Here is a 14,388-nt window from a genome sequence, read left to right as displayed (position 1 = left end):
AGGCAAAGGCCTGATAGGTCAGTTGGTTAGATAGGATTTTTCGATGGTCTCATACCTGGTGGCGTTGGCGGCGATCGCGCTCTCGCTCTCGATCCTGATGGCGGGCGCCTGGATCGTGCAACAACGCACCGGCAATTCCGGCTGGGTCGATACCATCTGGACTTTTTCGGTCGGTCTTGTCGGCGCGGCCAGCGCGCTCTGGCCCTTCACGAATGGCGCGCTCAATGCCAGGCAATGGCTGGTCGCCGCTCTGGTCGTGATCTGGTCGTTGCGGCTTGGCGTGCATATCGCGGTGCGAACGGCTGCGATTTCCGACGATCCGCGCTATGCGGCGTTCGCGCAAGAATGGGGCGCCCGAGCCCCACGCCGGATGTTTCTGTTTTTGCAGAACCAGGCGCTGGGCTCGATCCCGCTGGTGTTTGCGATCTTTGTCGCGGCGCACTTCCCGAGTGAGGTGATGCGCTGGCGCGATTGTTTTGCCGCCTTCGTGTTGCTTGCCGCCATTATCGGCGAAGCGATCGCCGACAGCCAGCTCAAGCAGTTCAGGGAAAGTCCCGGCCATCATGGCCAGGTTTGCGACGCCGGCTTGTGGCGCTGGTCGCGGCATCCGAATTATTTCTTCCAGTGGCTGGGCTGGCTCGCTTATCCCATCATCGCGATCTCGCCGGACTATGTGTGGGGCTGGGCAAGCCTGCTCGCGCCTGCCTTCATGTACTGGATCCTCGTCCACGTCACTGGCGTGCCGCCGCTGGAAGCGCAGATGCTGCGTTCGCGCGGCGAGCGCTATCGCGAGTATCAGTTGCGCACCAGCGTGTTCTTTCCGCTGCCGCCGCACTAGTGGAGTGGATTTGACATTCGCTACCCTGTAACCGCGAATTCGCGATGCGAATGTCAAATCCAAAACTCCACTGGAAACTTATATTTTGCCAGTAGTCCCTGATCCCAACATTCGCAAAAGGGGCTGCTGCGGGGGGATGCGAATGTTAGAATCGAACCACTAGGGAGAACCAGGGTGAGCCTGACTTCGGGGGTGATCGGCTTCGCCGAGCGGGTGCCGCTGCCCGATTTTGTGATTCGTGCCGCGATCGACCGGCTTTGTTCCCGCACGGCGGCGCGGCTCGCCGCCGGCGATGCGGCAGGCGACGCCGAATTCGCGCGGGAAATGGCGGCGCGCGCCGTCGCCGAACATACCGACGCGGCCAATGCGCAGCATTACGAGGTACCGGCGGCCTTCTTTGCCCACGTGCTCGGGCCGTACCGCAAATATTCCTCCTGTTTCTATCGCGCGGCTGCCTCGACCTTGCAGGAAGCGGAGGAAGAGGCGCTGCGCCAGAGCGTCGATCACGCCGACCTCGCCGACGGGCAGTCGATCCTCGAACTCGGCTGTGGCTGGGGCTCCCTGTCGCTGTGGATGGCGCGGCAATTTCCAAATTCAAAAGTGATGGCGGTGTCGAACTCGCATTCGCAGCGGATGCATATCCAGGGCGAAGGCGCCGCGCGCGGGCTGACTAATCTCTCGGTCATGACCGCCGACATGAACGGTTTCGATCCCGGGCAGAAATTCGACCGCATCGTGTCGGTAGAGATGTTCGAGCACATGATGAACTGGCGCGAGCTTTTGGGAAGGGTTCGGTCGTGGCTGGCGCCGCAGGGTCGTTTGTTCATGCATATCTTCACCCATCGTGCCGGCACCTATCTGTTCGATCGCAACGACAAGGCCGACTGGATCGCGCAGCACTTCTTCACCGGCGGGGTGATGCCGAGCCATCTGTTGATCCGGCAATATGCCGATCTGTTCGAGGTCGAGAAGGAATGGCGCTGGAGCGGCGCGCATTACCAGCGCACCGCGATGGACTGGCTTGCCAATTTCGATGCCCATCGCAGCGAGATCGAAACTGTTTTGCGCGGCGTTTATGGTGTGGACACCGCGCTGTGGATGCGGCGTTGGCGCTGGTTCTTTCTGGCGACATCAGGCCTGTTCGGCTTTTCAGGCGGCAGCGAATGGGGCGTCAGCCACTACCGGATGAAGGCGGTGTAGCGAGTCGATGTCTGTTTTTCCGTCGACAGCGGACATACGGCAGAGCGGCATCCCGTCCTATCCAATCACCAGGTGGCCGCAAGCGCTTTCACGGTTGTTTCGGCTCGACGCGTGTGAGGCCGGAGGGCCCATTGCTGCCGACCACCTGGAAGACGACCTCTCCGTCTTTGGCAAAGACAAAATGCGGTTGCCTGGCCGGCTCGGTCCAAATGCTGCCCGGGGGAAGCGCCTTCATGGCGCTCTCGTCGAATTGTTCGCCGAAACCAACGTACAAGGTGCCTGATATCACCGTGACGACCCGCTCATCGGGGTGGAAGTGAGGTTGGACCTTGTGGTAGGCCGGAAACCGAACCCGATACGTGTACATGCCGGGCTTTTTGTCATCTCCCACAAGAGACGCCCGTTGAACTCCGGATGGTTCGCTTTCCCACTTAATCTCATCAGGCGTCAGTCGTGTGGCTGCAAGCGGCTCGGTCTGTCCGGAAGAACTCGAAACGATCAGGACGGACACAATGCATCCCATCACTCTGAAAATGCCGGCTTTCATTTTTCCTCCGGGGCAGGCTTGGTCGTGACGCTACGATGCCGTTGCCAAACTGGCTACAGCCAAATGTTTGCTTTGGGTCAGCTAGACCGACAAGAGCGATCCTGATAGCCGTTCCCCCCTCGACACAAAATCGACAAAGCCTATAGGCCCATCTAGTGCCCACTTTCCGAAGTTCGTGTTACACCTCAGCGCGCACCTTTCACGAACTTCGGAAAGTCAAGGGCACTAGCAAATCCATGATTCTAGTGCCGCTTTGCTATTTGAAGTTCCTGGATCGAATTCGCCGCTTGTGGTGCAGGAACTTCAAATAGGCGGCACTAGGTTTGTTGATCGATCGGATGGAGTGACTGGCCGTGCCAGAGACGGTCGCGGAAAGAATTGTATTATGTCTCATTGGCGGCCTGCTGCTGGGTCTGGCGGCTTTCCTCATGTGGCCCACCTTTGAGCACTTCAAAGGCGAGGCGACGGTCTATCGGATGTTCTGCACGTCCAGTCGTAACGATGACAGTCCTTGCGTTCCCCGGGATGAACTGACCTCGGTCACCGAGACTTATAAGGCGTTTCCCGACCAACAAAGCATCATCGTCTGGATAGGCGACGGCGCGCCCGCGAAGCTGAGTAACTGCGCCGTGCGCGACGCGCTTAATTGGCGTTGCACGAAAAGCGACAAGAAGGGCGGGATCGTCGAGCAGTCGATGGCGAATGGGCAGCTCTCCGAGACGATCGATGGAGACCCTTCGCCAGGTTTGACGCTTTTCTATCAAGCGTCCCGCTGGCGCTGGTGGCTGGTGAAGTTGCTGGAAACATCGGGCCTGAGAAAAGGTCGGGCGTGAGGCAGATGGCGACGCCGCGACCTACTTGCCGGTAAAGAACTTCGTCCCGTCAAAGAAGCGGTTGGGGCGATTGAATATCGAAATGAAGACCGCGCCATGCGGCGCGTGCGCGACGTGGACGTTGCCGCCGGGCCGCCAAACGAAGTTTCCTGCCGTCACTTCACCCTCGTGATCGGCAAGCGATCCTTCGAGCATAAAGGTCTGTTCCAGATCAGTGTGTTCATGAAGGGGAACGACGGCGCCCGGGGCCATCTTGAAAAGGATTGTCGAGCGCCCCTGATCGTCCTTGTACAGCATCTTCATTTCGATGCCGTCAAAGGCCGTCGGTTGCCAGGGCATCGTGGCGGCGTCCACGAAAGTTGACATGAGCTCAGGCGGATTTTTCACTGCTGCTGTTGTCATGGTTCATCCAATCGAGGTCCCTCAACCAGCCCATGATAGCTTTCTCCGACCGAGGCGTTATATCCGCCGCTTTTTTTCATGATCGTATGGGCGATCGAGACGAGTCAAGCCGACCTGTTCTGAATTTGAGGTCGGAAGGGGCTGAGGTCACACGGTCAGCCACGGCAGCAGAACGATCTTGCCGCCGAGGCCGCCGGCGTCGATACGTGCGTGGACATTTCTCGCGGCTGCCAGTGGTTCGCGACCGATGACCACCGGACGAATGGCTCCATTGCGGAGCAACTCGAACAGAGCGGCCATGTCCGCCTTGAACTCTTCAGGGTGCGATACGCGTCGGTCCGTGATGCTGTACCAGATCGCACGACGGCCGCCGAACAGGAAGCTCAACGCGCCCCATAGCTTCAACCGTGCCAACCCCAAACCAGCCGCAATGATGCTTTCGCGCCCCATCGCCATGGTTTGGGCGCCGTAACCGATGAGGATTCCCCCCAGCGCGAGACAGGCAAACGAACGATCGAAATGGGATCCGCCGATCGCATCGAATGCCGCGTCGACGCCGGCACCGCCAACACGTCCCGCCGTGAGCTGACGCACTGACGTAACGAAGTCACCGGCCCGATAGTCGATCGCTGCCGCGCCAAATTGCTCAACCGTCGTGAGGTTCGCCGCTGAGCACGTACCGATGGCGTTGAGGCCAAAATGACGCGCGAGATCGAGCAGCGCCGTGCCGACCGTCCCCGATGCGCCGATAACGAGGATCGTCTCGCCGGCAGACAGACGGCGATAGCGCGTCAGCATCTGGAAGGCTGTAAGGTAGGCGAGCGGTATACAGACGGCCTCTGCCGCATCGATACCATCTGGAACAGGCACAAGAAAACGCGCGGGACGAATGGCGTATTGCGCGTAACCACCCACCACACAGAGATCGGCAACGATCTGCCCTTCGCGCGGAGCGACAACGTCAGCCCCAGCCTTCTCGACAACACCTACAAGCTCGTAGCCCGGTGTAAATGGCAGCGGTCCTTTGAAATCAGGGTAACCGCCACGGCGGATGAAGCTGTCCGTGAAGCCGGTCCCGGCTGCCAGAATCTTGATGCGCGCCTCGGCGGCGCCCGGATCAGGGATGACCGGCTCCTCCGCCAGTTCCAGGACCTCGGGGCCACCGAACCTGGCAATGCGAATGCGTTGCCATGACATGGCCGCATCTTAGTACATCTCGACCGTAAGCGCACTTGCATCACGGTGCGCGGACCGCCTTGTGGATGCTGCGCTGGCGCCAGTTCTTTCTTGCGGCGGCCGGCCTGTTTGGACGGTGGTGTGGTGAGGTGTTCGAAGTCCGCTTTTTCTTCGCCAGCGGACAAGCGGCTTATCGGCGGTTACGCCAGTTTGCGCTAACAGGCTGCATCGCGCTTGCGGCGAGTTGTGGCTCAATGGTCACACACCAATGGAATCGTCGGGCTAATTCCATGCCCGATACAGCCCAGCCACGGTTTCGCCCTCTTTGCGGGCCGAGTTCAGGCTGGGGGCACAAGTTAGGGATGCAAATGTATTCCATCGATTGTGCCAGGAATGCCAAGAGTTCGTGCGTCGCTACTGAAGAAAATTCTATTCCTGATGCTTCCCCGGTTCCGGGCGCTCGTGTCTGGAAGATCTTTCGATTGCTTGTCATCGTTTTGGGGGCTGCGTCGCTTGCGGCCTGCGCCCAATCTTCCGCGGTTCGACATTCCGCGTCGTTGCAACGCGATCGAACGGCATCGTTCTTCACCCCACTGTTCTTCACCAGCAGTCGTTTCGCATCCGTGAAAAAGCATACGCCGTTCGCGCGGCCCAGCAATGCGACCCCGACACAGATCGCCTCGCAGGGCGTTGCCAGCTTCTACACAGAGGGCCAACAGACCGCGAGTGGCGAAAAGTTCGACACGCACGATTTGACTGCCGCTCATCCTACGTTGCCGTTTGGCACCCGGTTGCGGGTGACAAACGTCGGGACCGGGCGGTCCGTGATAGTTCGGGTCAATGACCGCGGTCCGTACGTTCCCGGACGGGTTGTCGATGTCTCACATTCTGCGGCCAACGCGCTCGGGATGGTTCAGAGTGGGATCGCAAAGGTCAAACTCGACGTCATTCAATAATGAAGCGACCCGAGGCTGACGGGCATGATCGAACTCTGGAGCTGCCGCCAGGTGTCAAATCGGCAGCAAGCCCGGCTCATTTAACCTGCATTCTCCAACTCTCGGGTAATGTGCGAAACGCCAGATGGAGGTTGTCGTTGAACGATGCCGTCCTGAAACCATACTTCCCCCAAGCTGCGGCCAGCGCCTCCTTGGTGAAGATCGAAATGTGTCCGTTGCGCGGTCCGACATACCACCACGACATCCCCTTTTGATTGAAATCATCAGGTTGGATCAATGTCGAATAAAGCACCGCACCTGGATCGTCGACAAATTCGACTATTTTGCCGATTCCCTCGATGGGATCGGGCAAGTGCTCCAGCGTCTCGAAACACGTGATCAGATTGAATTTGCCGGTCGGCTGAAGCGCGTGTTCCGGTACCATCGGATCGTAGGTGATGGCTTCCTTGAAGCCGTTGGCACGCAAGGTGGTGCACAAGAGGTCGTTGCCGCCGCCGTAATCCAACAGCCTTACGTTTGCTTTGTGGGCAGACCAAATCTTGGTCACCCAGGTGGCATTGTTGCTCGGGCGCTTGGTTTCGTATTCGGGATCGTAAGCCAGGTACTCGTCATTATAAATGTGGGCCTTGAATTCGCTTATTTCCCAATCGTCGAACGCATCGGTGAATAGAAACCCGCAGGCCGCACAACGGCGATAGTAGATCGGTATGCCCGAAAGGGCGGGGGCCTTAAGGCCGATGTCGCAAGGCCTGTTCAAGTCAGTCACGCCATAGAGCGCCGATGGCCCGTCGCAAATCTTGCAAGCGATGGGAGCCGTGGTTGCTGCCCTGAGACGAAGTTCAACTAATGACATGGTTCGACCTCTGCGTCGTGCCTCCCGAGAGCTGAGGCATGATCTCCATCAGGGCGAGGCTCGGAGACTCAAACTTGCAGTTTGACACGTTCGGGCGGCTATTCACGGCGCATTTTTGGTCGGACTTAGCTCGGTCAATGTCTTGTCGTCGGAATGGATGGCCAGAACATTGATGCCGATTTCTCTCAGAACATAGCCGCGATCGCCGAACCAGCGCTGGAGTTGTTCGGCATTGCTCTTGATCTTTTCGATCAGGAGAATTGGGCGGCTGCTCTTGATCGTCTTGTCCGCCCCTTCGAGCGCTTCCAGTTCCATGCCTTCGACGTCGAGCTTGATAAAGTCAACGCGGGGAAGGTTGAAATCATCGATGGCCACTTTGCGAATTTCAGCGGTATTTTCCGTGTAGTTGATCGCCTGGCCGATGAACTCGTTATTGGCCCTCTGGCGAAGCTCCAGACTGCCAAAGCTCGAAGGGACCGTGTAATTCGGGTTGGGGATCGTCATGACGCCGGGTTCGGAGGACACCGCGGCGTGCAGGGCCATCGCGTTGAAGCAGTTGTTGATCGCGATGTTGCCGGCCAAGGCGTAATAAATGCGTTCCTGCGCTTCGATCGCCAGCACCGACCCCCAACCGGTCATGGCGGTCGCCCACTCGATCGTATGCACGCCGATGTTGGCGCCGCAGTCGAGCGCCAGCACGCCGTCTCCTTGATGACGTCGGCGCGCCGCAAGCAGCTCAACGGCCAATTTGACCTCAGCCGGATCGAACGAGGCAGTCTCCAGAATCTGGAAGCCGACTCCATAACCGCTCTCGGCGTTGACCATCCGGTAATCGAGACGGTTCACGATCATCGTGCCGTGGTTGGATGAAGCAAGCACGAATGCCAATTTGCGTCGCGCACCGGCCATCTTATGTCTCCTGTGGCCAAGAATTGAGTCAGGCTATCTGATGGGAAAGCTCGCAACACACGGGCCGGCAGGAATCTGTGAGATGCCTGACGCTCCGGATAATTCGTTCAGCCTGATCACGGAACGAACAGATAGATGATTCTTGTAGGTGCGGAAAGGCGCGGCCTCGCTCGCAACGCGCCGATTGGTGCAGCCTACCCCAACGGCTTCAAGATCTTCACCAGTTCGGCGTGCACGAACTCGTTGCCGCAGATCACGTGACCCGTCAGCAGCGGATCGTCGTCACCGGCCATGCCACTGACGATGCCGCCGGCCTCGCGCACAATGATTTGGCCCGCCGCCATGTCCCAGGGCTGAAGGTTGCGTTCCCAATAGCCGTCGAGACGCCCGGCTGCGACAAAGGCCATGTCGAGCGAGGCCGCGCCGAACCGGCGCAGGCCCGCCACCCGGTTCTGGATTTCGGTCATCTCGGCACGTGACAGTTCGTGATCGCCACGTCCGATATGCGGCAGCCCACAGGCGATCACGCATTCGTTTAGCTTGCGCCGGCCGGCGACGCGCAGGCGCTGATCGTTGAGGAAGGCGCCTTTGCCGCGTTCGGCGGTATAGAGCTCCTCATTGGCGGGATTGTAGATCACGCCGGCAATGATGGTTCCTTCGCGCTGAAGCCCGATCGAGATCGCAAATTGCGGAATGCCGTGCAGGAAGTTGGTGGTGCCGTCGAGCGGATCGACGATCCAGGTGTGGGTCTTGTCGTCGCCCGGGCGTGAACCGCCTTCTTCGCCGATAAAACCGTAGCCGGGGCGCGCCTTCGCGAGGTCCTCGTACAGCATCTCTTCGGCGCGGCGATCGGCCATGGTGACGAAGTTGGCCGGTCCCTTCAGCGACACCTGAAGATTTTCGATTTCGCCGAGGTCGCGCTTGAGGCTGCGTCCGGCGCGGCGCGCCGCCTTGATCATGACGTTGAGGAGGGCTGATTGCAGCATGATTCAAGGCAACTTTTCTGCAGCGGAAAATGAGGGCCCATCCCCTCCGAGGAGATCGGTAAAGATGTGGGTGCCCTGTGGCGTCAGCGCCGTCAAGCTCATTTGGCGCCGAGCCATTTGCGGACCGCGGCGTCCGCCTTGGCCTTGTCCTCCGGGCTCATCGCGGAAAGGACCCGGTCGAGATCGGGATCGCCCTTGCCGGCGGTCTTGGCGATGGTGTGCCATTTCAGCGCCTCGACCTTGTCCACTGGAACGCCCTGGCCGCCGGCGAGCACGCGCGCCAGGCGGTTTTGCGCAATCGGATTGTTCTGTTTGGCGGCTTTGCCCAGCAAGGTGACCGCTGCAGCCTCATTCTTTGAGGTGCCGGTGCCATTGAACAGCGCGATGGCATATTCAACCTCGGCATCGACATTGCCCGCGAGTGAGGCCGCCTGGAGCAGGCGCGCGGCCTTTTCGGCGTCCTTCGGCACGCCCGTGCCTTCCTTGTAGAAGGTCGCAAGCGCGTATTGGGCCTCCGCGCTGCCGGCATCCGCCGCGACCCGGAACAATTCGGCCGCGCGTCGCAAGTCCTGCGGCAACGTCTCCCCGCCGACATACATCAGTGCGAGATTGTAGGCGGCTTTGGAATTGCCGAGCTTGGCCGAGGACGCCAGCAGTTTGGCCGCTTCCTCCCGATTGACGGGCCCACCACGGCCGGCAAGCCGAACCATCGCGAGCTCAAACATCGCCTCGCGGTCGCCGGCGTCCGCAGCGCGCTTGTACCAGGCGGCTGCCTTGGCGTCGTCGCGCTTGAGGCCGAACCCGTTGGCATAGAGTTCGCCGAGCATGGTCATCGCCTTGGGATCGCCGTTCTCCTGCGCGCGCTTGGTCGCAAGATCAAACGCGGTCTTGTAGAGGCCGCGCTGATAGGCGCCGTACACCAGATCGGCATTGGGGTCGTCGGGCGTCGGGGCAGGTGTCGCCGTGGCCGCGGCGGGCGGGGCCGGCTTCTTGGCCGCGGGCCTGAGCTTCGGTTTTGCGGCGGCGGCCGGCTTTGTGTCCGGTGCGGCCGGTTTATCCGGCGTGGCCGGCTTATCCGATGTTGCTCCCGGCGGCGCGAGCGACACTTGTGCGGAAGCGTGAGCCGTCAACATCACGGCAGCAAGAAGAAAAAATAGACGCGCGCTCCTCATGGTCCGGCTCTACCCCTGCCGTGCTTGGGCATTTGCCGGCATCGCACCGTGGGCTTTGCAGATCGCTTCAACGGTCGCGCGCAGGGATTTCAGCGGGCCTTCAGAGGCGCTCCAGATGAAATCGCCAGCCAAAATAAAATCCGCGCCCGCAGCAGTGAACGCTCCGGCTTCTTCCAACGTGCCCGCAAAGCCGACCGAAGGCAGTTCGAACACTTCGTCCCACCATTGCAGACGATCGCAGATCGCCTGCGTCGACGGGCGTTGTTCTTTTTCGTCCGGCTCGCCGAACAGCACGTAATCGGCGCCCAGTTCGCCCGCCGTCATCGAGTCGTGGCGTGTCGCCAATCCGCCAACGCCGGCGATGCGGTCGGGCTTGAGTGTCGGCAAGGCTTCCGCGAAAGCCTCCAACCCCGGAAGGTGCGCGCCATCGGCCCCGGCGCGCGCCACCAGGTCGACATGGCCGTCGAGCAACATTGCCGCGCCCTGATCCTGGATCGCGGGCGCAAGCGCCTTGATCCGCGAGATCAGCGTGCGCGGATCGGACGGCTTCAGCCGCAGCAGGACGGCGGCGATATCGGCCGCCTTCAGCATATCCGGAAGCACGCCGAGCAAAACTTGCGGATCGTCGACGGGCGGCGTCGCAAGATAAAGGCGCGGCATGGGGCGCGGCGGGGCCGGCTTTGAGGTTGAGGCCAACTCTTAAGCCGCCTTCTTTTCGAGGTCGGCCGTCCATCGGCCGGTGCTGGCGAGCCCATTCATATGGGCGCGATGGCTGAAGGCGCGTTGTCCGGCCACGACGTTTTCGGACTTGCCGGACCATGCCTTCTGGGGCGCGGCCTGTAGCGCGCGGCCGTAAGAGAAGGTCACCTTCCACGGCAGGCCGCCGATCGCGTTGATGGCGTTGAGATGTGCGGTTGCTTCTTCGTCGGATTGTCCGCCGGACAGAAACGCGACGCCGGGCACGGCCGCGGGCACGCAGGCTTTCAGCAGGCGAATGGTTTTTTCGGCCACTTCCTGCACCGAAGCCTGCTTCGGCGATTTCTTGCCCGATATCGCCATGTTCGGTTTCAGTATCATGCCTTCGAGCGCGACGCGCTGGACGCGCAATTCCTGGAACGTCTTGTTGAGCACGCGGCTCGTCACCTCATAGCAGCGGTCGATGTCGTGGTCGCCATCCATCAGCACCTCCGGCTCGACGATCGGCACGATCTGGGCCGCCTGGCACAATGCGGCGTAGCGCGCCAGTGCATGGGCGTTGACGCTGATCGCGGTCATCGAGGGAATGCCGTGACCGATATCGATCACCGCGCGCCATTTCGCAAAGCGCGCGCCGCGCTCGTAATATTTCTTCAGGCGTTCGGCGAGTTTGTCGAGTCCGACGGTGACGAGTTCGCCCGGGCAGTTCGGTAACACCTGCGTTCCCTCGTCGACCTTGATCCCGGGAATGGAGCCGGCCTGCTCGATCAGTTTGACCAGCGGCGTGCCGTCTTTGGCGTTCTGCCAGACGGTCTCGTCATAGAGGATCACGCCGGAAATATATTGGCTCATCGCTTCCTGCGAGCGGAACAGCATCTCGCGATAGTCGCGGCGACTGTCCTCGGTCGATTCCACGTTGATGGCGTCGAAACGCTTCTTGATGGTGCCGGACGATTCGTCGGCGGCGAGCAGGCCCTTGCCCGGCGTGACCAATTCGAGCGCAATCTTGTTGAGATCGGCGAGATTCATCGGGAACGTCCTCCGGCAGCTAGTGCGGCGAATTTGAAGTTCCTATCAGTGTTGCGGCAAGTTCGTTATAGGAACTTCAAATTCAAAGCCGCACTAGAAACAATGAGTTGCTAGAGCTCCTTTGATTCCGAAGTTCGTATCAGAGGTTGCCGCGACACCATGCGAACTTCGGAATCGGAGCTCTAGTGGTCTAGTTGCCGACAAAATAGACCGTTCTCGGGCAAAAGAGGAGTTTGACGTTGGTCGCACTTATTCCTCCCCCTTGCGGGGAGGGTCGGCGAGCTCGGGAGCGCTTTTGCGCTCCGAGGCGAGCCGGGGTGGGGGTTTCAGAAACCGATGCGTGTATTCGATATTTTCGACGATGCTGGCACCCCCGCCCGACCGTCGCTCCGCGACGGCCACCCTACCCGCAAGAGGGAGGGATAAGAAGCCGTTCGCGGCGAAGTGAAGAAAAGATCGGAACTTACACCACCTTCGCGATCGCTACGCGACGCGGGGATCGAGATCGCCCTTGGTGTAGCGCTTGGCCATTTCGGCCGTGGTCAGTACCTTCTTGATCTTGCTCGCTTGCCCTGCGGTATTGAATTCCTGAAGCCGCTGCTTGCACAGCTTGGCCATCGCTTCCATCGCGGGCTTGAGATATTTGCGCGGGTCGAATTCTTCCGGATTGTCCTTGAAAACTTTTCGGATCTGCCCGGTCATCGCCATGCGGTTGTCGGTGTCGATGTTGATCTTGCGGACGCCGTTCTTGATGCCGCGCTGGATCTCGGTCACCGGTACGCCCCAGGTCGGCTTCATCTTGCCGCCGTTGGCGTTGATGATGTCCTGCAAATCCTGCGGCACCGAGGACGAGCCGTGCATAACGAGATGCGTGTTCGGCAGCTTGCGGTGAATTTCCTCGATCACCTTCATGGCGAGAATATCGCCGTCGGGTTTGCGGGTGAATTTGTAGGCGCCGTGCGAGGTGCCCATCGCGATCGCGAGCGCGTCGACCTTGGTCTCCTTGACGAACTTCACGGCTTCGTCCGGATTGGTCAGGAGCTGGTCGTGCGACAGCTTGCCTTCCGCGCCGTGGCCGTCTTCCTTGTCGCCCATGCCGGTCTCGAGCGAGCCGAGCACACCCAATTCGCCTTCCACGGAAATGCCGCCGAGATGGGCCATGTCGGTCACGGTCTTGGTCACGCCGACATTGTAATCCCAATCGCCGGGGGTTTTGCCGTCGGCCTTCAGCGAGCCATCCATCATGACCGAGGTGAAGCCGGCCTGGATTGCGGTCATGCAGGTCGCCGGTTCGTTGCCATGGTCGAGATGCACGCAGACCGGAATTGAGGGATAGATTTCGGTGACTGCATCCATCATGTGGCGGAGCATGATGTCGTTGGCATAGGAGCGCGCGCCGCGCGAGGCCTGGATGATGACGGGCGCGTCCAGGCTCGAGGCCGCGTCCATGATCGCGAGCGCCTGTTCCATGTTGTTGATGTTGAAGGCCGGCACGCCGTAGTCGTGCTCCGCGGCGTGGTCGAGCAATTGGCGCAACGTGATCCGAGCCATCGGTCCTGTTCTCCGCTTTGGGGCTGATCGCCCGAAATGAATTATCGTGCTTTTAAAACTTCCACGCCGGGCAAGGGTTTCCCTTCCATCCATTCCAGGAAGGCGCCGCCCGCCGTCGAAACATAACTGAAATCGCCGGCAACGCCTGCCTGATTAAGCGCCGCTACCGTGTCGCCGCCACCGGCGACCGAGACCAGCTTCTTCGCCTTGGTCCGTTCGGCCGCATGCTTTGCCGCGACCATGGTGCCGCGGTCGAACGGCGTCATCTCGAACGCGCCGAGCGGCCCGTTCCAGACCAGTGTCTTGGCATCGTCGATCGCGGAGTGAATCCGCGCCACCGATTGCGGCCCGACGTCCAGGATCATGCCGTCGGAAGGAATGGCATCGAGGCCGTAGGCGTGGGACGGCGAGTTAGCGGCGAATTGAAACGCCACCACCGCGTCCACCGGCAGGATGATGGCGCAATTGGCAGCGTCCGCCTTTTCGATAATCCGAAGTGCGGTCGCGGCGAGGTCTTTTTCCGCGAGCGACTTGCCGATGCCGACGCCTTGGGCGTGCAGGAAGGTGTTCGCCATGCCGCCGCCGATGACGAGCGCGTCGACCTTGCTGACGAGGTTTTCCAGCAGATCGATCTTGGTGGAAACCTTGGCACCGCCGATGATCGCGATCACCGGCCGCGTCGGGGCTTCCAGCGCCTTTCCGAGCGCATCGAGTTCGGCCTGCATGGTGCGCCCGGCATAGGCCGGCAACTTGTGCCCGAGTCCTTCGGTCGAGGCATGCGCGCGGTGCGCGGCCGAGAAAGCATCGTTTACCCAGATATCGCCGAGCTTGGCCAATTCAGCGACGAACGCCGGATCGTTCTTCTCTTCCTCTTTATGGAAACGGGTGTTTTCCAGACAGAGAATGTCGCCGTTCTTCATGGCGGCAACGGCTTTCGCCGCCGGCTCGCCGATGCAATCTTCGGCAAAGGCGACCGACTTCTTGATCACCTGCGACAGGGCTTCCGCGACCGGCTTGAGCGAATCCTTGCCGTCGCGGCCCTTGGGTCGGCCGAAATGCGCCAGCAAAATCACCTTGCCGCCTTTGCCCGAAATTTCCGTGATCGTCGGCGCGACGCGCTCGAGGCGGGTGGCGTCGGTGACGCGGCCGTTGTCGGTGGGAACGTTGAGGTCAACGCGGAGCAGTACGCGTTTGCCTTTGACGTCGACGTCATCGAGGGTACGGAATGGTTTTGTCATCG

At 60.6% G+C, this 14,388-nt stretch carries 15 protein-coding genes; 4 read left to right on the top strand and 11 right to left on the bottom strand.

From position 1 onward, the window contains the following. Positions 1 to 43 precede the first annotated feature (43 nt). The gene (locus ABSE61_RS06540; RefSeq protein ID WP_423870269.1) at positions 44 to 838 is read left to right on the top strand and encodes a DUF1295 domain-containing protein; all 795 of its coding nucleotides are present in this window, start codon (positions 44 to 46) and stop codon (positions 836 to 838) included. A gap of 174 nt (positions 839 to 1,012) precedes the next feature. Then, positions 1,013 to 2,038: an SAM-dependent methyltransferase gene (locus tag ABSE61_RS06535; RefSeq protein ID WP_423870268.1), complete on the top strand. Its 1,026-nt coding sequence runs from the start codon at positions 1,013 to 1,015 to the stop codon at positions 2,036 to 2,038. Positions 2,039 to 2,126: 88 nt separating this feature from the next. Here ABSE61_RS06535 and ABSE61_RS06530 read toward each other — a convergent pair whose 3' ends face one another. Beyond that, positions 2,127 to 2,585: a cupin domain-containing protein gene (locus ABSE61_RS06530; RefSeq protein WP_423870267.1), complete on the bottom strand. Its 459-nt coding sequence runs from the start codon at positions 2,583 to 2,585 to the stop codon at positions 2,127 to 2,129. Between the two features lie 353 nt (positions 2,586 to 2,938). On the opposite strand from ABSE61_RS06530, the gene ABSE61_RS06525 reads away from it, so the two are divergent. Further along, positions 2,939 to 3,418: a hypothetical protein gene (locus tag ABSE61_RS06525; protein WP_423870266.1), complete on the top strand. Its 480-nt coding sequence runs from the start codon at positions 2,939 to 2,941 to the stop codon at positions 3,416 to 3,418. Between the two features lie 21 nt (positions 3,419 to 3,439). Here ABSE61_RS06525 and ABSE61_RS06520 read toward each other — a convergent pair whose 3' ends face one another. Next, a complete protein-coding gene (locus tag ABSE61_RS06520) occupies positions 3,440 to 3,820 on the bottom strand; it encodes a cupin domain-containing protein (protein WP_423870265.1) in 381 nt (126 codons plus the stop codon). A gap of 147 nt (positions 3,821 to 3,967) precedes the next feature. Next, positions 3,968 to 5,017 (bottom strand): zinc-binding dehydrogenase, encoded by a 1,050-nt coding sequence (locus tag ABSE61_RS06515; RefSeq protein ID WP_423870264.1) that lies wholly within the window; start codon positions 5,015 to 5,017, stop codon positions 3,968 to 3,970. A 347-nt stretch (positions 5,018 to 5,364) separates the two neighbouring features. Here ABSE61_RS06515 and ABSE61_RS06510 point away from each other — a divergent pair, with 347 nt between their 5' ends. Then, positions 5,365 to 5,952 carry a septal ring lytic transglycosylase RlpA family protein gene (locus ABSE61_RS06510; RefSeq protein ID WP_423870314.1) on the top strand — a complete coding sequence of 196 codons (588 nt, stop codon included), beginning with the start codon at positions 5,365 to 5,367 and terminating at the stop codon, positions 5,950 to 5,952. 76 nt (positions 5,953 to 6,028) lie between these two features. Here the strand turns inward: ABSE61_RS06510 and ABSE61_RS06505 are convergent, their stop codons facing one another. From ABSE61_RS06505 to ABSE61_RS06470, 8 genes are all read right to left on the bottom strand, one after another. Continuing rightward, a complete protein-coding gene (locus tag ABSE61_RS06505) occupies positions 6,029 to 6,805 on the bottom strand; it encodes a class I SAM-dependent methyltransferase (RefSeq protein WP_423870263.1) in 777 nt (258 codons plus the stop codon). Between the two features lie 102 nt (positions 6,806 to 6,907). Beyond that, positions 6,908 to 7,714 carry an FkbM family methyltransferase gene (locus ABSE61_RS06500; RefSeq protein WP_423870262.1) on the bottom strand — a complete coding sequence of 269 codons (807 nt, stop codon included), beginning with the start codon at positions 7,712 to 7,714 and terminating at the stop codon, positions 6,908 to 6,910. 194 nt (positions 7,715 to 7,908) lie between these two features. Then, positions 7,909 to 8,700: an inositol monophosphatase family protein gene (locus ABSE61_RS06495; protein WP_423870261.1), complete on the bottom strand. Its 792-nt coding sequence runs from the start codon at positions 8,698 to 8,700 to the stop codon at positions 7,909 to 7,911. 98 nt (positions 8,701 to 8,798) lie between these two features. Then, a complete protein-coding gene (locus ABSE61_RS06490; RefSeq protein WP_423870260.1) occupies positions 8,799 to 9,872 on the bottom strand; it encodes a tetratricopeptide repeat protein in 1,074 nt (357 codons plus the stop codon). Positions 9,873 to 9,881: 9 nt separating this feature from the next. Beyond that, positions 9,882 to 10,532, bottom strand: a complete 651-nt coding sequence (locus ABSE61_RS06485) for a thiamine phosphate synthase (RefSeq protein WP_423870259.1) — start codon at positions 10,530 to 10,532, stop codon at positions 9,882 to 9,884. A gap of 39 nt (positions 10,533 to 10,571) precedes the next feature. Next, positions 10,572 to 11,597, bottom strand: a complete 1,026-nt coding sequence (locus tag ABSE61_RS06480) for a class I fructose-bisphosphate aldolase (protein WP_423870258.1) — start codon at positions 11,595 to 11,597, stop codon at positions 10,572 to 10,574. 483 nt (positions 11,598 to 12,080) lie between these two features. Beyond that, positions 12,081 to 13,148, bottom strand: a complete 1,068-nt coding sequence (gene fba / locus ABSE61_RS06475) for a class II fructose-bisphosphate aldolase (RefSeq protein WP_423870257.1) — start codon at positions 13,146 to 13,148, stop codon at positions 12,081 to 12,083. 41 nt (positions 13,149 to 13,189) lie between these two features. After that, complete coding sequence (locus ABSE61_RS06470; protein WP_423870256.1) at positions 13,190 to 14,386, bottom strand: phosphoglycerate kinase; 1,197 nt, start codon at positions 14,384 to 14,386, stop codon at positions 13,190 to 13,192. Positions 14,387 to 14,388: the final 2 nt, after the last annotated feature.

Origin of the sequence: Bradyrhizobium sp. (assembly GCF_049519115.1) — a bacterium.
GTDB lineage: Bacteria > Pseudomonadota > Alphaproteobacteria > Rhizobiales > Xanthobacteraceae > Bradyrhizobium.
This window is presented reverse-complemented; position numbering and strand designations above follow the sequence as displayed.